The organism is Paraburkholderia azotifigens (genome assembly GCF_007995085.1).
GTDB classification, from domain to species: Bacteria; Pseudomonadota; Gammaproteobacteria; order Burkholderiales; family Burkholderiaceae; genus Paraburkholderia; species Paraburkholderia azotifigens.
In genome coordinates, this window is sequence record NZ_VOQS01000001.1 from 1,649,582 (window position 1) to 1,673,020 (window position 23,439).

Sequence of the window (23,439 nt, forward strand, 5' to 3'; positions counted from 1 at the left end):
GTCGTTGTTAATTCTGCTTGCTACGCTTCAAATCCTCGCGAACATCAGGCTCGCACAGCTGCCCCCGAAGCCGAACGACACCGACAGCGCGTGATCGATCCGCGCCTGCCTCGTGGCCTGCACGAGCGGCAGCTGTTGCGCGAGCGGCTCGATCTGTTCGATGCCCGCCGTCCCCGCGATAAAGCCGTCACGCATCATCAGCAGCGTGTAGATCGCCTCATGTGCGCCGCATGCGCCGAGCGGATGCCCCGTCTGCCCTTTCGTCGATGAAAACGGCGGCACGTCGGCGCCGAATACCGTTTGCAGCGCGCGCAGTTCCTCGATGTCGCCGAGCGGCGTCGACGGTGCGTGGGCGTTCACGTAGTCCGGCCGTACGCCCGCTTCGTCGAGTGCCGACTGCATCGCGCGCGCAATGCCCGCCGCGTGCGGCGACACCATGCCCGTGCCGTCCGTGCTGTGGCCGAAGCCCGTCAGTTCCGCGTAGATGCGCGCGCCGCGCGCGAGCGCGTGATCGAGCGCTTCGAGCACCAGCACGCCGCCGCCCGACGCAATCACGAAGCCGTCGCGCGCCGTATCGTACGGGCGCGAGGCGTGCTCGGGCGTGTCGTTGAAGCGGCGCGACAGCGCATGCATCGCATCGAACATCAGCGTCATGTTGTCGTGCAGGCATTCGCTGCCGCCTGCGAGAACGATCCGTTGACGCCCGGTCTGAATCAGCTGCATCGCCTGGCCGATCGCGAGCGCCGACGTCGTGCATGCCGACGACGGCGAATACGTGACGCCCTCGATGCCGAACGCCTGCGCGACGTTCGCCGACGCCGTACTGCTCATCGCCTGCGGCACCGTGTACGGCGGCATCTTGTCGACGCCGCGCGCGTTCGCAACAGCCACCGCCGCGTCATACGCGGACATCGCGCCGACGCCCGAGCCGAGCACGGCGCCGACGTGAGGCGAACGCAGCGCGGCGGGATCGAGCCCGGCATCGCTGATCGCCTTGCGCGCCGCGTGGCACGCGAAGCGCGCGGTATCGCCCATGAAGCGTTCGAGCTTGCGGTCGAACGGCGGCTCGCCGTCCACCGATGCGACGCCCGCGACCTGCGAGCCGAAGCCGCGCGCGCGCCACGCGTCGACGCGCGTGATGCCGCTGCGCCCGTCGCGCAACGCGGCGCTCACGTCGTCGAGCGTGTTGCCGATGCACGACACGATGCCCATGCCCGTGACGACGACACGCTGCAGGCCTTGCACGCGCGTCATCGAATGCGCCTGAAGATCAGCGACGTGTTGATGCCGCCGAATGCGAAGTTGTTGCTCATCACGTATTCGGCATCGATCGCGCGCGCCTCGCCCTGGATGTAATCGAGCGGCGCGCACGCGGGATCGACTTCGGTGAGATTCAGCGTCGGCGCATACCAGTTGCGCTTCATCATCTCGATCGTCCACCACGCCTCGAGCGCGCCGCACGCACCGAGCGTATGGCCGACGTAGCTCTTCAGCGACGAAATCGGCATGCGCTCGCCGAAGGTCTGCGCCGTCGCCTCGCTCTCGGCCACGTCGCCGCGGTCCGTCGACGTGCCGTGCGCGTTCACATAGGCAATCGCCTGCGCGTCGAGCTGTGCGTCTTCGAGCGCGAGCTGCATCGCGCGCGCCATCGTGCTCGCCGTCGGCTGCGTCATGTGCGCGCCGTCCGAATTGCAGCCGAAGCCCACGATCTCCGCGTGGATCGTCGCGCCGCGCGCCTTCGCGTGCTCGTATTCTTCGAGCACGAGCGTCGCCGCGCCTTCGCCGACCACGAGACCGTCGCGCTTCGCGTCGAACGGACGCGGCGTCAGATGCGGTTCGTCGTTGCGCGTGCTGGTTGCATAGAGCGTGTCGAACACGGCAACGGCGGGCCCCGACAGTTCCTCCGCGCCGCCCGCGAGCATCAGCGTCTGCTTGCCCGCGGCAATGTTTTCATACGCGTAGCCGATGGCCTGACTGCCCGATGCGCACGCCGACGAGGTCGGCACGATGCGCCCTTTCAGATCCCAGAACAGGCTCACGTTGACAGCCGTCGTATGCGGCATCATCTGCACGTAGCTGTTCGACGTGACGTCTGTCATCGAGCCCGATTCGAGCATCTTGCCGAACGCGCGGATCGGTTCGACGGAACCCGACGACGAGCCGTAGGCCACGCCCATGCGTCCGTCGCCAATCGATCCGTCGCCGGCAAGGCCCGCGTCGGCGAGTGCGAGTTCGCTCGCGCGCACCGCGTACGTCGACACCGGGCCCATCGAGCGGGTCTTCTTGCGCGGCCAGCCGGCGGGCTGCGCGAACGCCGGCAGCGGCGCCGCGAGACGCGTATGCAGCGACTCGAAGTAGTCCCACTCCGGCATGCGCCGCACGGCATTGCGGCCCGCCTTCAGCGCCGCTTCGATCTCGCCCCAGTGGCTGCCGAGCGCCGTGACGCCGCCCATGCCCGTAATGACGACGCGCTTCATCAGATCATCCCGCCATTGACGCCGATCACCTGGCGCGTCACGTACGAGGCCGCATCCGACATCAGGAAGCTGACCACCGACGCGACCTCGGCCGGTTGACCGACACGGTTCATCGGCACGGTCTTCAATGCGTGTTCGAGCGGCATCTCGCCGAGCATGCCCGTTTCTATCAGCCCCGGCGCGACGCAGTTGACCGTGATGCTGCGCGACGCGAGTTCGACGGCCAGCGCCTTCGTCGCGCCGATCAGCCCTGCTTTCGCCGCGCTGTAGTTGACCTGTCCGCGATTGCCGATCACGCCCGACACCGAGGCGATCGTCACGATGCGGCCGCCCCTCTTCGCGCGAACCATCGGCATCGTCAGCGGATGGACCACGTTGTAGAACGCGTCGAGGCCCGTTTCGATCACCACGTCCCAGTCTTCGTCGGTGAGCGCGGGAAACGCGGCATCACGCGTCACGCCCGCGCTGCACACGATGCCGTAATACGGGCCATGCGCGGCGACATCCGCCTCGAGCGATTCGCGGCATGCAGCGCGGTCGCGCACGTCGAACTGCAGCACGCGCGCCGAGCCACCCTGCGCCGTGATGCCCGCCGTGACGGCCTCGGCTTCCGTGCGGCCCGTGCGGCAATGCACGGACACGGCGAAGCCATCCGCCGCCAGCTGATAGGCAATCGCGCGGCCGATGCCGCGGCTGGCGCCCGTAACCAGTACTCGCCGGCTCATGAACTGATACTCCCTTCGATGAACGTCTGAAAATCGCCCGGTTGAAAGACCTTGATGACGGCCTCCGCATAGCGCGCGCCGTCGTGATCGATCGTGCATTCGTAGGCGCTGTGGCCTTCGTCGCTGCGCAGCACTTCCTGCACGTTGACGGTCAGCTGTGCGTCGCGTGCAAACGCGCTCGCGTGCGCCTTGTAGCTGCGCGTGCCGAGCAGCACGCCGGGCCGCGCACGGCCGCCCGCGCGCATCGCGAGCAGCGCGACATGCGCGGCGACACCCTGCGCCATCAGCTCGATGCCGATCCACGCGGGCATCGCGCCGTTGTCGTCCGCATACCATGCGTCGCCATGCACGCTCGCACAGGCCGTCAGCGTTTCGTCGCCGCATGCGCTCACGCCGTCGAGCAACAGCATCGTGCCGCGATGCGGCAGGATCGTGTCGATGGGCGGAAATACCTCGCGGGTCTCAGCGCGGGTCTCAGCTCGGGTCTCAGGTGTGGCCGTCATATCGTTATGTTTGTTGCATTGCGTCCCGTCGGTTCAGCGCGCCAGTATCAGGCTCACGTTGCTGCCGCCGAACGCGAACGAATTGCTCATCACGTACTGCGTGCCCTCGCGAGGCACGCGCCGCTCGTCCTGCACGAGATCGAGCACGGGCAACGCCGGGTCCGCCTCGCCATCCCATAGATGGCGCGGCATCGAAACATCGTCGCGTGCGAGCGTGAGCCACGCGAAACCCAGTTCCGTCGCACCGGCCGCGCCGAGCTGGTGCCCCGTGAACGGCTTCGTGCCGCTGACGGGCACGCCGTCCGCGAAGACGCGCGACATCAGATGCGCTTCCATGTGATCGTTCTTGCGCGTGGCCGTCGCGTGCAGATTCACATACGCGATCTTCGACGGCTCGACGCCCGCGTCCTGCAGCGCCGCGCGCAACGCCAGCTCGCCGCCGACGCCCTGCGGGTCCGGCGCCGACACGTGATGCGCATCGCTCGATTCGCCCGCACCCGCAAGACGCACTTCGCCTTCTTCGCGCGTCATCAGAAACACGGCAGCGCCTTCGCCGACATTGATGCCGTTGCGGTTGCGGCTCATCGGATTGGTGCGCGTCACGCTCGTCGATTCGAGCGACGCGAAACCCTGCACGGTCAACTCGCACAGCGTATCCACGCCGCCCACGATCATCGCGTCGCACAGTCCCAGTTGCAGTAAACGGCGCGCCGATACAAAGGCTTTAGCACTCGACGTGCAGGCCGTCGACACCGTGAACGCGGGTCCCTGCACATTCAGCGCGGCGGCCGCGAACGGCGCGGCCGTGCCGATCTCCATCTGCCGGTAGTTGAAGTCCTCGGGCAACTGGCCCGCCTGCGCCTGATGAACGAACGCGACTTCCGCCGCATCGATGCCCGACGTGCTCGTGCCCAGCACGACGCCGATGCGATGCGAGCCGTAACGTTCGCGCACCGCTTCAATCGCGGGACGGATCTGTTCGAGCGCGGCGAGCAGCATGCGATTGTTGCGGCAATCGAAACGTCTCAGCGCGGCGGGCGGCGCTATATCGAGCGGTGTCGACACGCGGCCGACGAACGCATCGCCGATACCCGTATGCATCAATCCCATACCGGGCGCTTGCGCGGCTTGAAGCGCAGGCACGATCGAAGCGACGTCGCCGCCGAGCGCATTCACCATGCCGAGCGCATGCAGATAAACGGGTGGCAAGGTCATGCGATTCTCCTTCTTCCGGGCGGCATGCCGATCGGCGCGAGCAGCACCGACACCAGTATGCCGAGCGCCAGCGTGGCGCCGAAACTCTTCAGTGCAGGCATCGCGCTCAAGGCCAGCATGCCGAACGACAGCAGCGTCGTCGCTGCGGACAGCAGCACGCCCGTCCAGACCGCGCCGAGATCCGCGTGATCGCGCAGGCAGCCTTCGCGCAGAAATACCGCATAGTTTGCACCGACGCCGAGCACGAGCATCAGCGCGAGGCAGTTGAACAGATTGAGCGGCACGCGCGCATAGCCGAATGCGGCGAGGGTCACGCCGATCGCAAGCAGTACGGGCAGCGTCGTCGCGATGCCGCCGCGCGACGTATAGCGCACCATCAGCAGAATCAGCACGAGCAGCAGCGCGCCCGCGAGCCAGATGCCGCTGTCGACGCGATACGCGCCGAACAGCTTCGATACGCTCGCGGCCTTGTCGACGAACACGACACCTTCGATTGAACGCGCTGTGCCGATCAGCGCGTTGACGTTTTCAGGCGTCACGCGCTGCGGAATCACGATGGCTGCGTAGCCACGTTCGCCGCGCGCCTCGACTGCACCGAGCCACAGATGGCGATAGGGCTGCGACCACGGCGCGGCGAGCCAGCGTTCGACCGTCAGCGGCGCTGCGTTCGACTTCGCGTACGAAGCGATCCACGCATCCGCGACTTCATCGCGAAACCCCGCTTGCAGCAGCATCGAGCGCAGCGCGGCGGGATCGTCGAAGACGTGCCGCGCAAGCACTGCGCGCGCGTCGGCCTGACGCTGCGCCGACGGCACGAACTGCGTTACCGATTGCCAGCCATTCACCGATTGCGCACCGTTCAACGCGTCGAGCTTCACGCCCAGCGCTTCCGCACGCTGCAATACGGTTTCCTGCGACGCACCGCGCACGACGAAGAACTGCGCGGTATTGTCGACGCCGATTGCGTTGCGCACCTGATCTTCCTGCGCGACTAGCGCGGGGTCGCGCTGGATCAGCAGATGGATGTCGTCGTCGCTGGTGAGGCGCAGCCAGCCGGGAATCGCGATCAGCACGAGTACGCCCGCGACGAGCCATGCGCGCCGTCCGCCGATCGCCGCATGCCAGCGCGCGAGCAGCGTCGCGGCGCGCAGGAAGAGACGACGTTGCGCGCGCTTCGGTCCCTTCACGAGCATCACGGGCAACAGCCACAGCACGGACGCGAACGCCGTGCAGATGCCGGCGATCGCAAAGCACGCGATCTGCTTGAGCGCCGGGAACGGTACCCACGCGAGAATCGCGTAGCCGAGCAGGCTCGTCGCGAGCGCGACGCTCAGGGCTGGACGCACCGAACGCGCGCCCAGCCGCGCATTCCAGCCGCCGCGCTGTCCGGGCCCTGCACCGAGATAGACGACGAAATATTGAATCGAGTAATCGACGGCCTCGCCGATCAGACTCGCGCCGAACACGAGCGTCAGCAGATGCAGCTTGCCGAACACAAGCATCGTCGCCGCCAGCGCACACACGATGCCGAGCGCCGTCGACACGAAGCCGAACAGCAACAGGCGCGGCGAGCGGAACACCCAGAGCATCAGCAGCGCGATGCCGCACGCGGACGCGACACCGATCAGATGCACTTCGCGCTCCGATGCGCTGCGCGCCGATTCCGCATAGAACACAGCGCCTGTACGCGCGATGCCTGCATCGGGAAAGGCCGTCTTCAAGGCTGCCTGCGCCTGTGCAACAGCCGACAGCACCGCGTGCTGCGTCTGCGTTTCGTAGGCGGAGCCCGGCAGCGTCGTGACGACGAGCACGCTTGTTGTGTCGTCGCGATGCGCGACAAGCATGTTGTCTTCGAGATCCAGATTCGAGGTGGCGAGCGGCAGCGCGGATAGCCAGTGCTCGAGCCAGCCGAACGGATCGTCGGCGAGTTGCGTCGCGAGCGGGCCGCGTACGGGGTTGTAGATACGTTGCATCAGCGCGTCGTGCAGCGAAGCCGGGTTGCTCGCACCATTGGCGATTGCGTCGCGGTCGTCACGCGTCAGCAGATTGAAGCGATACGGCATGTACAGCGCGCCGATCTGCGACATGTCGAATGGCGGCAACTCGGCCGTCACCGACGCGAACGCGCCGCTCTTTCGCAACGCCGCGCCGAACTGCTTCGCCGCCGCCTTCGCGTGATCGGCGTCCTTGCTGGTCACGAGAAATACCGTGCGATCGCCGAGCGCGTTGGCGAGCGTGTCGACGGCTTTTTCGGCGACGGGATCGGCTTCCGTCGCGGGCAACAGCGCGAGCAGGTTCGTCTCCAGCGGCGACGGCCCCATGAAGCGCCAGGCGCAGTACAGCGACGCGACGAGCGCGAGCACGAGCCATGCGGCCCGCAAGCTCCACAACTGCGCCTTGGTCCACTGTCGCGCCATCAACATCATTGTGCTCCCAGCAGCGTGCGCTCGGCGGGCGCGAGTTCGCTGATCGCCTCGCTCTTCGCGAACTCGATCTGCGTAACGTCGCCGTTCGCAAGCGTGATGCGCAGCGTCTGCAGGAATTCGCCGCCCGTCATCTGCAAGCCCTTGATGGATTGCGCGAGCTGCGGCTGGTTCGGGTTTAGTTCGAGCTTCCATTGCGACGGCGTGCCCTGCGCATCGACGTCGAACTGCGAGTACAGCGCGGATAGATCGCCGCCGAGCATCGCGCGCATCATCTTCGACACTTGCGCCACGCCGCGCACGCCCTGCGCGCTCTTCGTGCTGATGCGCTTGCCGTTCGCGTCCACTTCGCTCACGCCGGCATCGCCGATCACGTAGGTAGCCTTGTACGGCGTGTCCACGCGCCAGATCACGCCGCGCTCACGGAAGAACACCAGCGTGCCCGTGCTGACGAGCGGCTGCTTCATCGCGGAGAGCGTTTGCGTCTGCGTGAATTGCGCGCGCACGCCTTTGGTTTGCGCGAGACGCGCAGCGACCTGAGAGACGAGCGCCGTGTTGCCGTTTTGCGCCTGCGCCTGCGTTGCCGCGTGCGTGACGCTAAACGGGCTCACGCTTGCTGCGGCGAGCAGCACCGCGATCGACGCCGCACGAACATTCAACGTGACCATGCGCGCTCCAGCTTTTCGAACACCACGGGCGGCGACACGAATTGCGTCTCCTGCGTCGCGGCTTCGATGGCCACCTGGATCGTCGTGCCCTTCGTCAGGCGCGTGCCCGTCGCGCAATCGACGATCTCATAGCCTATTTTCAGGCGGTTTTCGAATTCGAGCAGTTCGGTGCGCACGTCGATCCGCTGGCCATACGTGGCGGGCCGCACGTATTTCAGATGCGCCTCGACGATCGGCCACAGATAACCCGAAGCCTGCATCTCGCGATAGTCGTAGTCGAAGGCACGCAACAGCGCGGCACGGCCGATCTCGAAGTACTTCAGATAATGGCCGTGCCAGCACACATTCATTGCGTCGACGTCATGAAACGGCACCTCGACGATCGCGCTCGCCTTGAGCGTCTTATGCGGATGGCGTTCATTCATGATGCGCGCCCCCTTCGAACAACGCGCAATCGGCGATGCGCGCCGTCAATGCGCGCAGATCGCTTTCGAGCGCGCGGTCTTCGTCGACGAACGGCGACAGTGCCGCGACGCCGTCCGCGAACGCGCGCAGCGGCGCTGGAACGGGCGTCGCTTCGTTGAGGCGCACGCGCAGCTTCAGCGCCTGCACGGCGGCGAGCGTATGCGCCGCCGCGACCTGCTCCGTCAGTTCGAGCACGCGCAGGCAATCGCGCGCGGCGATCGTGCCCATGCTGACCTTGTCCTGATTGTGCGCTTCCGTCGAACGCGAGAACACGCTTGCAGGCATCGTGTGCTTGAGCGCTTCCGCCGTCCATGCCGACGACGAAATCTGCACCGCCTTGAAGCCGTGATTGATCGGCGCGCGCGCCGGGGTCGCACCCGTCAGATTGCGCGGCAAACCGTTGTTGAATTTGTCGTCGACGATCAACGCGAGTTGCCGGTCCATCAGATCGGCGAGATTGGCGACGGCCGTCTTCAACGCATCCATCGCGAACGCAATATGGCCGCCGTAGAAGTTGCCGCCATGCAGCACGCGTTCGCCATCGGGATCGATCAGCGGATTGTCGTTCGCGCTATTGAGTTCGTTCTCGACGTCGCGGCGCACCCACGACAGCGCATCGACGGCCACACCGATCACATGCGGCGCGCAGCGGATCGAATAGCGATCCTGCAAACGATGGCCCGGCGTATCGTCGCGGCCCGCGAGATCCGCGCGAATCCACGCGGCGGCATCGGCCTGGCCTGCGTGCGGCTTCGCTTCGAAGATCATCGCGTCGAAATGCGCGGCGCGGCCGTCGAGCGCCACCGTCGACAGCGCCGTCAAACGCGCGGCCAGCCGCGCGAGATGTTCGGCTCGCGCGAACGCGAGACACGCGAGGCCCGTCATCACGGCCGTGCCGTTCATCAGCGCGAGGCCTTCCTTCGGCGCAAGCGTCAACGGCGCGTGACCGAGTTGCGTCCACACGCCCGCGGCATCGCGCAGCGTGCCGTTGAACATCACGTCGCGTTCGCCGATGAGCGCCGCCGCCACATACGACAGCGGCGTCAGATCGCCGCTCGCGCCGACCGAGCCTTCGGACGGAATGCGCGGCAGCACGCGATGATTGACGAGATCGGCGAGCCGTTCGAGCAGCACCGGGCGCACGCCGGAGAAGCCATACGCGAGCGAGTTCAGACGCGCCGCGATCACGGCGAGCGTCTGCGCGTCGTCGAGAGACGCGCCCATGCCGCAGCCGTGATAGCGCGTGAGTTGCAGCGGCAAGGCCTCGACGAGTTCCATCGGCACGTCGACCACGCACGCGTCGCCGTAACCCGTGTTCACGCCGTACACCGTTTCGCCCGCAGCGAGATGACGGCGCAGAAAATCCGCGCCGCGCTGGATGCGCGAACGCCAGGCGGGATCGCCGCTCAGCGCGACCGGCGCGCGGCCCTTCGCAATCGCGACGACTTCTTCGATCGACAGCTTGCGTCCGCCGATCACCACCGCACGTGGCGCCGGGACACTCGCAGCGCTTGCGGCATGAGCGCGCGCATCGTCGATCAGGTCATGTTCTGACATTCGCGTCTCCGTGCGGGATTGCACCCGTTATCGTTTTTCGGGGACGCGCCCAGAAATCGAAAAAATTGAACCATTGATAAGGCGCCTTGCGGCAATAGTGTTCGAGACGCGACGCATAGCGCTGCGCCCACGCCGCGATATGCTGCGCGCGCTCGCGGCGCGGCAGGACGATGCGTTCCGCGAACGGCTCGAAGTACAGCCGGTAACGCTCACGGTTACGCTCGTCGCGCTCTTTCAGACAGAAGAACAGATACACGGGGCAGCCGAGCGCATGCGCGAGCACATACGGCCCTTGCGCGAACGGCGCCGTTGCGCCGAGGAACTGCGCGTCGGTCGTACGCCCCGATTCGCGCGCGGGCACGCGGTCGCCGACGATCACGAGCAGTTCGCCCGCGTCGATGCGCTCCTGCATCATCATCGACGTCTCGGGACCGAAGTCGCTCACCTGCACGAGACGCTTCGCGAAGTCGCTGCTCGCCGTCGACAGCACGCTGTTGAAGCGCTTCGCGTGCTCGGTGTAGACGATGGCCGTGACTTTCGCGTGGCCGCCGTGCGCGGCGAGCGCGCGCGTCATTTCGAGGTTGCCCAGATGTGCGCCGATCACGAGCGCGCCGCGTCGGCTTTCGATGAGTGAGTCGAATGCGGATGAATCGTCAAACACGACGTCGCTGGAATCGATGCGGCCCGACCATGCGGCGAGTTTGTCGAGCCCCGATTGCGCGAACGCGAGCATCTGACGGTACGCGGAGCGCCAGCCGGGACGCGGCGTGCGCTCGCCCTGCGCGGCCTGTTCGAGATGCGTGAAGTATGTATGCGACGCGGCACGCGCATCGCGGCCCGTCAGCAGAAAGTACCCGACGACGGGATGCAGCCAGAGCGCGGTAAAGCGCATGCCGAACAGCTTGCAACTGAGCGCGAGCAGCGTCATGCCGAGACGGCTGCCGCGTTCCGCGACGCGCCACCACTTCGCATGATGGCCGCTCGAATGCGGCGACGCGCCCGATTTGCGCGGCATGAACTTGTGCGCGAGCAGCATCGGCAGACGCAGCAGCATCCCGCATGCGAGCCGCGTATGGCTCGCGCTGATGCGCACGTTGTCCCACAGCACGTCGAAGTGCGACACGCCGTCCGTCGCGTAGACGACGCGCGTCGGAATCGCGCGGAACGCGAGACGCCGCCAGTACAGACGCACCAGAATCTCGATGTCGAAGTCCATGCGCGTCGGCAGCCGCACGCTGTCGATCAGCGCGAACGCGGCGTCGAGCGGATAGAGGCGGAAGCCGCACATCGAATCGCGGATCGTGAACGACAGCGTTTCGATCCACACCCACACATGCGTCAGATAGCGGCCATACAGACGCGACTTGGGCACGCTCTCGTCGTACACGGGACGGCCGAGAATCACGGCGCCCGGCTCGGCGCGCGCGGCGTCGAGAAAAAGCGGCACGTCGTTCGCATCGTGCTGGCCGTCGGCGTCGATTTGCAACGCGTGCGTGTAGCCCGCGCGCTTCGCGGCACGGAGACCCGCCATCACGGCGGCGCCCTTGCCGCCGTTCACAGGCAGACGCAGCAGCGTCATCTGGTCGCGATACTGGCAGGCGAGCTTCGCGAGCACGGCTTGCGTCGCTTCATCGCTGCCGTCGTCGACGACGAAAATGGGCAGCTTGTGAACGAGAAGGCGCTCGACGGTGCCGCCGATCGCATCCTTGTGGTTGTAGATCGGAATCACGACGCACGGCGCGAAATCCACGTCGGCCACGTCGGCCACGTCGGCCACGTCGGCCACCTCGCTCATGCGCGCTCCCGGTACACGATCACGCCCGACGAACTGTCGCGCCCGTCGATGCGATACGCGAACTGCACGCGCCGCCGCGCGGCATCGTGCGACAGCTTCAGGTCGAGCACGGCGCCCGGCATCACGGGCGCGGTGAATTTCAGGCGATCGACGGATTCGATGTCGCGCACGCCCGTCACGTGCTCGGCGGCGAGGCGAATCGCCCAGTCGAGTTGCACGACGCCGGGCAGAATCGGCAAGCCGGGAAAGTGCCCTTCGAAATGCACGAGCGCAGGCGGCACGCGCAGTTCGTAATGGAGGTCGTCGCCCGTGCGTGCTTCGGACAGCACTTCGAAGCCTTCGGCGCGCGGCTCGAACGCGGCCGCCACTGCCGCGACGGGCAGCTTGCCGCGCGCATCGAACGGCAACGCGATGCGAAAGCGCCAGTGACGCGGCAGCACGACCACATCGAAATACGCGGCGAGATGGCGGCGCAGCGTCTTCGCGAGCGCGACGCGCCCTTCGCCGCGCAGCGCTTCGCTGCCGGCTTCGTTGAGCGCGACCACGGCGCCCACGCGTTCGCGCGACGCGCCCGCGAGCGGCACCACGGCGGCCTGCGCGACATAAGGATGCAGCGCGAGCCGCGCTTCGACTTCGGGCAGAGAGACGCGCTTGCCGTCGAGCTTGATCACGCGATCGAGTCGTCCCAGCAGGCGGAAGCGGCCTTCGTCGTCGAATGCGATGGCGTCGTCGGTGCGATGCCAGTCGTCATGACCCAGATGCGCCGAGCGCACGTTCAACGCGCCATCGTCGCCGCGCCGCACGTCGACACCGTTGACGGGCCGCCACGACGACGTCTCGTTCTGACGACGCCACGCGATGCCGCCCGTTTCAGTGCTGCCGTAGATTTCGATCGGCGCGGCGCCGAATGCACTCGCGTATTCGCTGGCGGCGTCGGCGGAAAGCGGACCGCCCGATGAAAAGAATGCGCGCGGCGCAGGCGCGAGCGCTGCGAAGCCGGGCAACGCAGGCCAGCGCGACAGCTGTGCGGGCGACGACACGACCACGGTCGCGCCGCACCCGTCGATGCGAGCCTGCACATGTTGCGGTTCGATGCACACGGCGCGGTCGAACGCGCGCCCCGCCGCGAGCGGCCACATCACGCGAAACAGCAAGCCGTAGATGTGATGATGCGGCACGCTCGCGAGCATCGTCGCGTCGCCGACGAGCGCGCCCCACTCGCGTTCGAGCGTGTGTACTTCGGCATCGAACTGCGCGAGCGTCTTGTGGATCGGCTTCGGCGCGCCGCTGCTGCCCGACGTGTAGAGCGTGAGGGGCGCGTTCGGATCGATGGGCAACGGCGTCGCGGCAGGCGCCTGCGCCGCGGCGCGCCCGCGGACATCAGCGCCCGTGAGCACGGCGTCGTAGGCATCGGCGAGATCGGCGAGATAGCCGGGCGTCGCGTTTGCGGGAATCACGGGCGTCTTGCCGCACGCGAAGAGCGCGAACAATGCGCACGCGAAGTCGAATGGATCGTCGATACACAACGCATAGCGACGGGCCTGCGTTTCGCGCAACTGCAGTGCGAGCGCGAAAACGCGCGCGCGGAATGCGGCGAAGTCGATCGTGTGATCGGATTCGTCATCGCGGCAGACGGGCACCTGTCCCGCGCGCTCGCACGACAGCAGTTCGTGCAGCGCGATCATGCCGCCTCCGAGCGCCGGGCGCGCGGCAGGATCACCAGATAACGCCATGCGATTTCGCCCACCAGCAGCACGCCAATGAGCCCATAAGCAATCGCGCCGTTATAGAGCGACCATGCTTCGCGCGGCCAGTACAGCGCGGTGTACAGGGAAAACAGGCCATTCGCGAGGAAGAACGCGCACCAGATCTGCGTCACACGGCGCGTGTGGCGGATCGCGGGCTCGCTCAGATTCGGCGTGCCGATGCGCGCAAATTTTTCGATCATCGTCGGACCACGTACGAGCGTTGCGCCGAACGCGATCAGCAAGCCGAGATTCACCAGCGACGGATAGATGCGCAGCAACAGTTCGCTATTGGTCCACACGATGGCGGCCGACGCGACGCTGAGCATGAGCGCCACGCCCCAGTCGATGCGCGTGAGCTTGCGCAGCGACGCGCCGAACGCGCCCGTGCCGGCGCAACGCTGCAGCCACAGCAGCGCAAACAGCAGGCACCCGACGAAGCGCGGCTCGTCCCAGAACCACGCACACAGGATCACGGCGGGATACGCGAGCTTCGCGAGCACGCCGAGCACGAAGCCCGCCCAGCCGCGCGGGCGCTTTTCGTTCTGCGCAGCAGTCAGCGTTGCGGGCGGCGTCTGCGTGTCGTCCGGAGCGCCGCGCGCGTGCGAACGTGGCGCGTGCATCAGCCCTGCGCCGCGAGCAGCGATTCGACAGCGACGATCACGTCGCCGACCGTGCGCACCGACTTGAACTCCTCCGGCTTGATCCGGCGGCCCGTCATCTCCTGCAGCTTGATCGCGAGATCGACGGCGTCGATGCTGTCCAGATCGAGTTCCTCGAACAGGTGCGCTTCGGGCGTCACGCGCTCGGGCTCGATCGCGAAGTTTTCTTTGAAGATGGCGCGGATGCGCTCAAGGATCTCGGTGTCGGTCACGGTCATTCCCCTTTCTTTGTGGTGTCGCCCGACTCATGCGCAAGCTCGCGCTGGCTTGCCACCAGCGCCGCGAGCGTATTGATCGAGCGGAAGTGCTCTCGCGTGCGTTCGTCGTTCGCCGCGATCGTCAATTGATAGTGTTTGCGCAGCACGATGCCGATTTCGAGCGCGTCGATCGAATCGAGACCGACACCGTCGGTATCGAAGAGCGGCGCGTCGTCGTCGATGTCGGCGGGCGTCAGGTCTTCCAGATCGAGCGCTTCGATCAGAAGCTGTTTGATTTCAAGCTTTAAAGAATCCATAGTCGAACAGGTGCTGTGTGATATGTGCTTCGACGGCGCTCGTCACCGTGCGGGCGGCCAGCGCGGGCGGCTCGTCGTGCGCGGCGAACGCGTCTGCGCCGAGCGGGGCGAGCACGTTGACGCGCATGCGGAACGCACGCTCCGGCACGTTGTACCAGCGCATGCCCTTCGTGAACGCGGGCGGATCGCAGTCCATCAGGACGGGCAGAATGGGCGCGCCGGACTTGAGCGCCATGTGCGCGAACCCGCGCGAAAAAGTATGCATCCGGTTGCGCGCCGGGCTGCGCGTACCTTCCGGAAAGATGATCATCGTGTAGCCGCGTTCCAGTTGCCGCGCGCCCGCCTCGACGAGTTCGAGCGGATCGGCATTGCTCACGTATTCGGCCGCGCGCACGACGCCCCAGAAAAACGGATTGCCCCAGTGCGCGCTCTTGACGACGCAGCACGCGCGCGGCGTGAGCGACAGCAGCACCATGACATCGAGCCACGTCGGGTGATTCGCGACCACGATGGCCGGGTCGTTGCGCCGGCGGCGCAGCGCCGCGACGCCGTGCGCATCGAGTTCCATCACGCCGACCCACTGCAGCACGGCGACGAGCGCGCGGAAGAACGCGTGAATGATCGCGGTGATCGCCAGCTGCTTCGACGCGCGATGCGGCCACAGCCAGGCGATCGGAAACAGGATCAGCGAAAAGCCGAGTCCGCAGATGCCGAATGCCGTGAACGCGAGCGCTGTCGCGACGAGCCGCCAGTGGTAGTCAAGCCACGCCTTCATCCCAGCTCCATTCCCAGACGGCGTACTCGCCGCGCCATTGCGCGGCTGTATGCGTGTCGAGGCAGTGATGCACAGCCTGGCTCTGCGTGGCAAAGAGGGTGCCCGCGTCACCGGCCGATGCGCTGCCTGTTGCTGTAACCGCGGCTGTAACCGCGGCCGTAACCGCGGCCGTACCCGCGCGACCCGGGGCGACGGCCGTGCGTGAGCAGGACAGCCGTCCCGCCGACGTCGCGTCGAGCAGGATCGCGAGCGCGCCGCCCTGCACTTCTTCTTCGATCGTGCCGTACGCGGGATCGGCCGGCTCGTCGGCGTAGACGAGCAAAACGGGCGTCGAGCTGTCGGTCGCGTATTGCGCGTGCGCTTCGAGCAACGCATAGCCGAGCGTTTCCGCCCCCGCCGACAACGCGCTCGCGGCCGCGCGGTCGCCGCGCGCGATGCCGAACACGCCGGACATCGCGTTGAGCACGGAGAGACTGAAGGAAGTCGGCGAAACCGGCTCGCCGGCGCTGATGGTGCGCAGGATGTCCGTCGTGCGGCGCAGTTCGCCGTGGCGCGACGCGAACACGATCCGGACGCTGGGCTTATCCGCGGCGCAGTCGTACGCAACCTTCAACGCGACGCGCGACAGCGTGCTGAGACGACGCCGCACCATCGGCTCGATAAAGCCAACGTCAGGGGCGACGGCTGCGACGGCAGGCCACGAAGACCAGCGAGCAACCGGAATGGTCCAGTGCAGATCGGGCATATCGGTGTTCGCGCGTGAAGGCTGCTGGCGCCAGAGGCGCGCCTGCCGTCGACAGCACGTGAAGCGCGCTACTCCCGGGCGGGGCGCGGCGCCAGTTTGATGAGTCCACTCTTCTTTTAAGGGGTCACCAAAATAACGGCACGCAGCGGTGATTATTTAGGGGCGGGACGATAAAACGGGGTTTCGTCTGGTCATTACCGTGGCCGCCCGAAATGATACAGAGCATTCTGGCCGAAATCAGCCAGAAAAGACGTATCCATCTGTATCCGTCTCTTGCGCGCGACGAAAGCGTTTTCCTACCTTGCACGGCCCGCTCCGACGGGCCTTCCCGCCGCTGAGCCTCGTGTATCGAAGCGGCAGTATTACGGGCATCTGTTACGGCCCCTTTCGATTGGACTCGTCGGCGAATACGTTAAAAAACGATAATCGCGGCGGGTTTTGCAACGACCTGCTGTAAGCCGGGAAAAATGCACAAGTAAGTAGCGGGAAGTCTGCACTTTTGCGCAGGCTGGCGTGCTATACTCCGCCGCTCATTGGGGAGTAGCCGCCCCGCATCATGTCCGCGCAACGGCCAGGCTCACGGCCGGCGAGCGCAGCGTATGTGATTCGCGGGGGCGCCTGTCAACAGACTTGACCTGTGTGGTCATGGCAGACGCAGCCTCTGGCCTGGCGAGACCGATGATCCACTACCGCCGCTCTAGGGCCCGGCGCGTGGTGGGTCGTCGCTCGCACACATCTCGGCCCGGGGAATCTATCAAACGTGGAACAAGCTTTTCTGATCTCGACCGGCGCCGTTGCGCTCGCTGAAATCGGCGACAAGACGCAACTGCTCTCGCTCGTCCTCGCCGCGCGGTATCGCAAGCCGCTGCCGATCATTCTCGGCGTGCTCGCCGCGACGCTGATCAATCACGCTGGCGCCGGCGCGCTCGGCGCCTGGCTCGGCTCGCTCGTCACGCCGACCGTGATGCGCTGGGCGCTGGCCGTGTCCTTCATCGGCATGGGCCTGTGGATTCTCGTGCCCGACAAGCTCGACGAATCGGAAGCGAACACCAACCGCACGCACTTCGGCGTGTTCGGCGCGACCGTGGTTACGTTCTTTCTCGCCGAAATGGGCGACAAGACGCAGATCGCGACGGTCGCGCTGGCGGCGCGCTTCCACGATTTCTTCGGCGTGGTCGCGGGCACGACGCTCGGCATGATGATCGCGAACGTCCCCGCGATCCTGCTCGGCGACCGCTTCGCGCACCGGCTGCCGACCAGGCTCGTCCACGGGATCGCCGCCGTCTTGTTCGTCGTGCTGGGCGCACTGGCCCTGATGGGAGTCGGCGTCTGATCGTCTGACGGACGGTCATTTGACAATCGCTGACGCAAAACGCAACGGCCGCATCGCTCACACGGTGCGGCCGTTTTTTTGCATCGAATGCGCGGGACGAAAAACGCCTCTACTGAACCGTTTTCGCGCCCGATGCCGGCACGGGCGGCGCGGCGCTGTCGGCGGCGACTTCATTGGACATTCCGCCCTTTCCGTCGACGGGCAGCTTCACGGTGCGCACCACGCCGTTGCCCATCGGGAAATCGGACATCGCGCTGCGCGCCAGATACGGCATCGCGGCGATCAGCGACGACTGCTCGTCCGTGTTGCGCGCCGTCACGTTGTACATTTCCTTGCCCGTTGCGCGGTCCGTAATGCGGATGCCGAGCAGATGGGTGTACACGGGATAGCTCTGGTTTACGTAACCCGCCGGATACGGACCCCACGGGCCCCAGGGCCCCCACGGATCGAACGGACGGCCCCAGTAGTACGGGCCCGGCCACGGGTTGTAGTAGACGGGCTGCGCCACGGTCACGGTGTCCGAGCGCATGCCGTAAGCGAGTGCGACCAGGTAGTGCGCGTCGCGCTCGTCCGCCTGCCGGAACGCGTGCAGCGCGAGTTCGTTTGCGACGATCTGCTCGTACGTAGCCTGTTCGAGATTGTTCTTTTGCTCAGGCGTGCGCGTGAACGCATAAGTGCGCGCCGCGTCGCTGCCGCTCCAGTCCGAAAAGGCCGTCACCTGCGTCGTCACGTAGGTCGTGCAGCCCGCCAGCAGCGTCGCAAACGCCGCGAGCACGAGTGCGGCGTGACGGGTGAATCGGTCGAACTTCATGGTCGTCCTCGTTGGTATCGTCGCCCGCGCCTGCCTGTCGGCGAGCGGGTGGGCGGCCCGATAATACGCTGACTGCGCCCAACGGTAAAAAGTTCTGCCCGCACGATCGGCTGAGGCTTTGTACAATGATCCGATCACCCGGCGCGCTGTCTGGTTTGCTGCGCAGTTGTTGCCCTATATACAACGCGCCGGCTTCGAGCTTATTCCCGAACTCACATCATGGCCGATACCGAAACGCCTCAAGTGATCCGCCGCGCCGACTACGCGCCGCCCGCCTTCCTCATCGATACCGTCGCGCTCGAGTTCGATCTCGTGCCGGAGCGCACGGTCGTCAGGAATACGATGCGCATCCGCCGCAATCCCGACGCGGTGCGCGCCACGCATCTCGACCTGATGGGCGAAGATCTGACGTTCGTCGAAGCATCGCTCGACGGCAAGCCGTATGCCCATGTGCACGCACATGAGCACGGCCTGACCGTCGACAACGTACCCGATTCGTTCGAACTGACGTTGACGGGCATCTGCAATCCCGCTGCCAATACGACGTTGTCGGGCCTGTATGTGTCGAGTGGCAACTTCTTTACGCAGTGCGAGGCCGAGGGCTTCCGGCGCATCACGTGGTTCCTCGACCGCCCGGACGTGATGGCCACCTACACGGTTACGCTGCGCGCCGACAAGGCCGCTTACCCGGTTCTGCTGTCCAACGGCAACCTGCTCGAACAGGGCGATCTGCCCGACGGCCGCCATTTCGCGCGCTGGGAAGATCCCTTCAGGAAGCCGAGCTATCTGTTCGCGCTCGTCGCGGGTAAGCTCGTCGCGCTGGAAGAGCGCGTGAAGACGGGCTCGGGCAAGGAAAAACTGCTGCAGGTCTGGGTCGAACCGCACGATCTCGACAAGACCCGTCACGCAATGGATTCGCTGATCCACTCCATCCGCTGGGACGAGGAACGCTTCGGCCTCGAACTCGATCTGGACCGCTTCATGATCGTCGCCGTGAGCGACTTCAACATGGGCGCAATGGAGAACAAGGGCCTCAATATCTTCAATACGAAGTACGTGCTGGCCAATCCGGAAACGGCAACCGACACCGACTTCTCCAACATCGAAGCCGTCGTCGGACACGAGTATTTTCACAACTGGACGGGCAATCGCGTCACGTGCCGCGACTGGTTCCAGCTGAGCCTGAAGGAAGGGCTCACCGTGTTCCGCGACCAGGAATTTTCCGCGGACATGGCGAGCGGCGACAGTTCCGGCGAGGATCAGGCTGCGCGCGCAACCAAACGGATCGAAGACGTGCGCGTGCTGCGCCAGATGCAGTTCGCCGAAGATGCCGGTCCGATGGCGCACCCCGTGCGCCCGGAAAGCTACGTCGAGATCAACAACTTCTACACGATGACCGTCTACGAGAAAGGCTCGGAAGTCGTGCGGATGTATCAGACGCTGTTCGGACGCGAAGGCTTCCGGCGCGGCATGGACCTGTACTTCAAGCGCCACGACGGTCACGCCGTCACCTGCGACGACTTCCGTCACGCAATGGCCGATGCGAACGGCCGCGATCTCGCGCAGTACGAACGCTGGTACAGCCAGGCAGGCACGCCGCGCATCAGCGTCGACACGCACTATGACGCCGCGCAGAAGCGCTATTCGCTGACGCTCAGGCAGGGTTACGGCGACGCGTCGCCTGCGGCGCGCGACACGCAGAAGGGCCCGCTGCTGATTCCGTTCGCGATCGGCCTGATCGGCGATGACGGCAACGACATGCCGCTGCGTCTCGAAGGCGAAGCATCGGCGTCGCCGCACACGACGCGCGTGCTCGACTTCACGCAAGCCGAGCAGACTTTCACGTTCGTCGATGTCGCCGAGAGGCCGCTGCCGTCGCTGCTGCGCAATTTCTCGGCGCCCGTCGTGGTCGAGTACGACTATACGGCCGACGAACTCGCATTCCTGCTCGCTCACGACAGCGATCCGTTCAACCGCTGGGAAGCCGGCCAGCGCCTCGCGACGCGCGAACTGCTGACGCTCGCCGAACACGCTGCAACGGGCAAGGCGCTGGAACTGGACGACACCGTGGTTGCCGCGTTCAGCCGCGTGCTGAACGACGAGACGCTGTCGCCGGCGTTCCGCGAACTCGCGTTGATGCTGCCGTCGGAGGCCTATCTCGCCGAGCAGATGGACGAATCGAATCCCGCTGCCGTGCACAGCGCGCGTCAGTTCGTGCGCAAGCGCCTCGCATCGGCGCTCAAGGGCGACTGGCTCGCGATTTACGAACGTCATCAGACGCCGGGCGCATATGAGCCGACGCCCGCAGCGGCCGGCCATCGCGCGCTGAAGAACCTGGCGCTTGCGTATCTCGCCGAACTCGACGACCCGTCGGACGCGGCGCGCCTCGCCAAGGCGCAGTACGACACGGCGAACAACATGACGGATCGCGCGGCGGCTTTTTCCGCGCTGCTGACGGCGGCGGCCTCCAGCGGCAGCACGGCCGCGGCCGATGCGCTCGACGACTTCTATCGCCGCTTCGAGAACGAGCCGCTCGTGATCGACAAGTGGTTTGCGCTGCAGGCCATGCAACGCGGCACGAAGCAGCGCCCCGTCATCGAGATCGTGCGCAAGCTGATGACGCATCCCGCGTTCAACCTGAAGAACCCGAACCGCGCCCGTTCGCTGATCTTCAGCTTCTGCTCGGCAAACCCGGCGCAGTTCCACGCGGAAGACGGCTCGGGCTATACGTTCTGGGCCGAGCAGGTGATCGCGCTCGACGCACTCAATCCGCAGGTTGCCGCGCGCCTCGCGCGCGCGCTCGAACTCTGGCGCCGCTTCACGCCGAAGCTGCGCGACCAGATGCGCGCGGCGCTGGAAAAGGTCGCGGCGCAGGCGAAATCGCGCGACGTGCGCGAAATCGTCGAGAAGGCACTGGCCTGATTTCCGGTCTCTCCTGGCAGGTCGAAAGCCGGCACGCGTGCCGGCTTTTTCTTTTGCGGCTGACCATTCTCTCTGCATATGGCCATCTGGCTGACTGGTTTCGGTCCCACGTTACGATCACACTGAACGCGTCCGTTTAATGGCTTACGTTTAACATGACGCGTTATACACTACCCATGATCTCAACGTTCGGCGACGCGGAAACCGCGGCTGTTTTCAAAGGCGTTTTCGTGCATTCGCTGCCGCGAGAAGTGCAACTGGTCGCACGCCGCAAACTGCTGCTGATCGACGCAGCCAGGTCGATCATCGACATGTTCGCGCCACCCGGCAACCGGCTCGAGTTGCTGCAAGGCGGGCGCAGCGGCCAATGGAGCATCCGTATCAATGCGCAGTGGCGCATCTGTTTCCAGTACATCGACGGCGACGGGCTCAATGTCGAGATCGTCGACTAACACTGACTCGCAGGAAACCATCATGGCTATCAAACGTTCTGAACTGGACAACGTCGATTTCTCCGAGGTTGCCACGGGCGAACGCATGCCCGAAACGACGCCGGGCGACGTGCTGCGCAGTGAATTTCTCGAACCGCTCGGCATGTCGGCCAATGCATTGTCGCTGGAACTCCGCGTGCCGGCTCCGCGCATCAACGACATCGTGCGCGGCAAGCGGGCCATTTCGTTCGAAACGGCCTTGCGCCTGTCGCGCTTTTTCGGCAACAGCGCGCATTTCTGGCTCAATCTCCAGATTGCGTACGACTTGCGCGTGGCGATCGCGGAATCGGGCGAGCGGATCGAGCGTGAGATCGAGCCGCTGCCGCCGTCGCGACGGCCGAAGCACACGCGCCTGTCGCGCGAGCAGATCAAGGCCGCAGAGGATGCCGCTGCGGCGACGCGCCGGGCTTCTGCATCGCGCTGAAGCGCTCTTCCCATTCTTGACGGGAAGTCGCTGAGCGCACGTCCGTACGCCCGGTCGCAACACGGCGATTATTTAAAGTCACGGAACCCGAACATCGAAAGGTTAAAATCGGGGAATTCCCAAGCCTCTCCGGAGTACTGCAATGTCTTTGCAACGTCGTACCACTCTCACGAAGTATCTGATCGAGCAGCAGCGCGAGAACAACAATCTGCCTGCCGATCTGCGCCTGCTGATCGAAGTCGTCGCGCGCGCGTGCAAGGCCATCAGCTATCACGTCAGCAAGGGCGCGCTCGGCGATGCGCTCGGCACGGCCGGCAGCGAGAACGTGCAGGGCGAAGTGCAGAAGAAGCTCGACATCCTGTCGAACGAGATCCTGCTCGAAGCCAACGAATGGGGCGGCAACCTCGCCGGCATGGCTTCGGAAGAAATGGAACAGTTCTTCCCGATCCCGGCGAACTATCCGAAGGGCGAATACCTGCTCGTGTTCGATCCGCTCGATGGTTCGTCGAACATCGACGTGAACGTGTCGATCGGCACGATCTTTTCAGTGCTGCGCTGCCCGGACGGCCAGCAGCCGACGGAACAATCGTTCCTGCAGAAAGGCACCCAGCAGGTCGCGGCGGGTTACGCCGTGTACGGCCCGCAAACGGTGCTTGTGCTGACCACGGGCAACGGCGTCAACTGCTTCACGCTCGATCGCGAGCTGGGCTCGTGGGTGCTGACGCAAAGCGACATGCGCATTCCCGTGGAGACGCGCGAATACGCGATCAACGCATCGAACCAGCGCCAGTGGTATGAGCCCGTGCAGCAGTACATCGGCGAGCTGAACGCGGGCAAGGACGGTCCGCGCCAGGCCGACTTCAACATGCGCTGGATCGCATCGATGGTCGCCGACGTGCACCGCATCCTGAACCGGGGCGGCATCTTCATGTACCCCGCCGACAAGCGCGATCCGTCGAAGCCCGGCAAGCTGCGCCTGATGTACGAAGCGAACCCGATGGCATTCATCGTCGAACAGGCAGGCGGCGCGGCGACCAACGGCGAAAAGCGCATCCTCGATATCCAGCCGAAGACCTTGCATGAGCGCGTTGCTGTGTTCCTCGGCTCGAAGAACGAGGTCGACCGCGTGACCCGCTATCACCTCGAAAAGAAAAGTTGAGAAACCACTTGCCAAGCCTTAAAAGAGGCT

The 23,439-nt window shown here is 65.6% G+C and carries 22 protein-coding genes and 1 riboswitch; of the genes, 5 read left to right on the forward strand and 17 right to left on the reverse strand.

Annotated elements, in window-relative coordinates; translation table 11 throughout:
• Window positions 1-27 precede the first annotated feature (27 nt).
• The 16 genes from FRZ40_RS07305 to FRZ40_RS07380 are packed head-to-tail and all read right to left on the reverse strand — an operon-like array spanning window position 28 to window position 16,269.
• Entirely contained in the window at window positions 28-1,254 is a 1,227-nt protein-coding gene (locus FRZ40_RS07305; protein WP_147233754.1) for a beta-ketoacyl-[acyl-carrier-protein] synthase family protein, read from the reverse strand.
• A complete protein-coding gene (locus FRZ40_RS07310; RefSeq protein ID WP_147233755.1) occupies window positions 1,251-2,477 on the reverse strand; it encodes a beta-ketoacyl-ACP synthase in 1,227 nt (408 codons plus the stop codon). The genes FRZ40_RS07305 and FRZ40_RS07310 overlap by 4 nt, the downstream gene beginning before the upstream one ends.
• A complete protein-coding gene (locus FRZ40_RS07315; protein ID WP_147233756.1) occupies window positions 2,477-3,202 on the reverse strand; it encodes a 3-ketoacyl-ACP reductase FabG2 in 726 nt (241 codons plus the stop codon). The genes FRZ40_RS07310 and FRZ40_RS07315 overlap by 1 nt, the downstream gene beginning before the upstream one ends.
• Window positions 3,199-3,705 carry a hotdog family protein gene (locus tag FRZ40_RS07320; protein WP_147233757.1) on the reverse strand — a complete coding sequence of 169 codons (507 nt, stop codon included), beginning with the start codon at window positions 3,703-3,705 and terminating at the stop codon, window positions 3,199-3,201. The genes FRZ40_RS07315 and FRZ40_RS07320 overlap by 4 nt, the downstream gene beginning before the upstream one ends.
• Window positions 3,706-3,738: 33 nt before the next feature.
• Entirely contained in the window at window positions 3,739-4,920 is a 1,182-nt protein-coding gene (locus tag FRZ40_RS07325; RefSeq protein WP_028369860.1) for a beta-ketoacyl-[acyl-carrier-protein] synthase family protein, read from the reverse strand.
• Window positions 4,917-7,343, reverse strand: a complete 2,427-nt coding sequence (locus FRZ40_RS07330; protein ID WP_147233758.1) for an MMPL family transporter — start codon at window positions 7,341-7,343, stop codon at window positions 4,917-4,919. The genes FRZ40_RS07325 and FRZ40_RS07330 overlap by 4 nt, the downstream gene beginning before the upstream one ends.
• Entirely contained in the window at window positions 7,343-8,011 is a 669-nt protein-coding gene (locus FRZ40_RS07335; RefSeq protein WP_147233759.1) for a LolA family protein, read from the reverse strand. Before FRZ40_RS07335 ends, FRZ40_RS07330 begins: the two co-directional genes overlap by 1 nt.
• Window positions 7,999-8,436 carry an acyl-CoA thioesterase gene (locus FRZ40_RS07340; RefSeq protein WP_028369857.1) on the reverse strand — a complete coding sequence of 146 codons (438 nt, stop codon included), beginning with the start codon at window positions 8,434-8,436 and terminating at the stop codon, window positions 7,999-8,001. Before FRZ40_RS07340 ends, FRZ40_RS07335 begins: the two co-directional genes overlap by 13 nt.
• Window positions 8,429-10,033, reverse strand: coding sequence for an HAL/PAL/TAL family ammonia-lyase (locus FRZ40_RS07345; protein ID WP_147233760.1), 1,605 nt, complete (start codon window positions 10,031-10,033; stop codon window positions 8,429-8,431). Before FRZ40_RS07345 ends, FRZ40_RS07340 begins: the two co-directional genes overlap by 8 nt.
• Entirely contained in the window at window positions 10,020-11,828 is a 1,809-nt protein-coding gene (locus FRZ40_RS07350) for a glycosyltransferase family 2 protein (protein WP_193566977.1), read from the reverse strand. Before FRZ40_RS07350 ends, FRZ40_RS07345 begins: the two co-directional genes overlap by 14 nt.
• Window positions 11,825-13,513 (reverse strand): ApeI family dehydratase, encoded by a 1,689-nt coding sequence (locus FRZ40_RS07355; RefSeq protein ID WP_147233761.1) that lies wholly within the window; start codon window positions 13,511-13,513, stop codon window positions 11,825-11,827. The genes FRZ40_RS07350 and FRZ40_RS07355 overlap by 4 nt, the downstream gene beginning before the upstream one ends.
• On the reverse strand, window positions 13,510-14,196 hold the full coding sequence (locus FRZ40_RS07360) for a COG4648 family protein (protein WP_028369853.1): 687 nt from the start codon (window positions 14,194-14,196) through the stop codon (window positions 13,510-13,512). The genes FRZ40_RS07355 and FRZ40_RS07360 overlap by 4 nt, the downstream gene beginning before the upstream one ends.
• Window positions 14,196-14,447, reverse strand: a complete 252-nt coding sequence (locus tag FRZ40_RS07365; RefSeq protein ID WP_028369852.1) for an acyl carrier protein — start codon at window positions 14,445-14,447, stop codon at window positions 14,196-14,198. The genes FRZ40_RS07360 and FRZ40_RS07365 overlap by 1 nt, the downstream gene beginning before the upstream one ends.
• Window positions 14,448-14,449: 2 nt before the next feature.
• Window positions 14,450-14,749, reverse strand: coding sequence for a phosphopantetheine-binding protein (locus FRZ40_RS07370; protein ID WP_012400100.1), 300 nt, complete (start codon window positions 14,747-14,749; stop codon window positions 14,450-14,452).
• Window positions 14,730-15,524, reverse strand: a complete 795-nt coding sequence (locus FRZ40_RS07375; protein WP_028369851.1) for a lysophospholipid acyltransferase family protein — start codon at window positions 15,522-15,524, stop codon at window positions 14,730-14,732. The genes FRZ40_RS07370 and FRZ40_RS07375 overlap by 20 nt, the downstream gene beginning before the upstream one ends.
• Window positions 15,508-16,269 (reverse strand): beta-ketoacyl synthase chain length factor, encoded by a 762-nt coding sequence (locus tag FRZ40_RS07380; RefSeq protein ID WP_147233762.1) that lies wholly within the window; start codon window positions 16,267-16,269, stop codon window positions 15,508-15,510. Before FRZ40_RS07380 ends, FRZ40_RS07375 begins: the two co-directional genes overlap by 17 nt.
• A 523-nt stretch (window positions 16,270-16,792) precedes the next feature.
• Window positions 16,793-16,973: riboswitch (yybP-ykoY riboswitch) on the forward strand.
• A 56-nt stretch (window positions 16,974-17,029) separates the two neighbouring features.
• Between FRZ40_RS07380 and FRZ40_RS07385 the strand changes: the two genes are divergently transcribed.
• Complete coding sequence (locus tag FRZ40_RS07385) at window positions 17,030-17,602, forward strand: TMEM165/GDT1 family protein (RefSeq protein ID WP_028369849.1); 573 nt, start codon at window positions 17,030-17,032, stop codon at window positions 17,600-17,602.
• A 109-nt stretch (window positions 17,603-17,711) separates the two neighbouring features.
• Here FRZ40_RS07385 and FRZ40_RS07390 read toward each other — a convergent pair whose 3' ends face one another.
• On the reverse strand, window positions 17,712-18,413 hold the full coding sequence (locus FRZ40_RS07390; protein ID WP_147233763.1) for a DUF4136 domain-containing protein: 702 nt from the start codon (window positions 18,411-18,413) through the stop codon (window positions 17,712-17,714).
• Window positions 18,414-18,632: 219 nt separating this feature from the next.
• On the opposite strand from FRZ40_RS07390, the gene pepN reads away from it, so the two are divergent.
• From pepN to FRZ40_RS07410, 4 genes are all read left to right on the forward strand, one after another.
• On the forward strand, window positions 18,633-21,335 hold the full coding sequence (gene pepN, locus FRZ40_RS07395) for an aminopeptidase N (RefSeq protein WP_147233764.1): 2,703 nt from the start codon (window positions 18,633-18,635) through the stop codon (window positions 21,333-21,335).
• A gap of 176 nt (window positions 21,336-21,511) precedes the next feature.
• The gene (locus FRZ40_RS07400) at window positions 21,512-21,787 is read left to right on the forward strand and encodes a type II toxin-antitoxin system RelE/ParE family toxin (protein WP_193566978.1); all 276 of its coding nucleotides are present in this window, start codon (window positions 21,512-21,514) and stop codon (window positions 21,785-21,787) included.
• A gap of 22 nt (window positions 21,788-21,809) precedes the next feature.
• Window positions 21,810-22,250 carry a HigA family addiction module antitoxin gene (locus FRZ40_RS07405; RefSeq protein ID WP_147233766.1) on the forward strand — a complete coding sequence of 147 codons (441 nt, stop codon included), beginning with the start codon at window positions 21,810-21,812 and terminating at the stop codon, window positions 22,248-22,250.
• 142 nt (window positions 22,251-22,392) lie between these two features.
• Window positions 22,393-23,409 carry a class 1 fructose-bisphosphatase gene (locus FRZ40_RS07410; protein ID WP_028369844.1) on the forward strand — a complete coding sequence of 339 codons (1,017 nt, stop codon included), beginning with the start codon at window positions 22,393-22,395 and terminating at the stop codon, window positions 23,407-23,409.
• The last annotated feature ends 30 nt before the right edge of the window (window positions 23,410-23,439 follow it).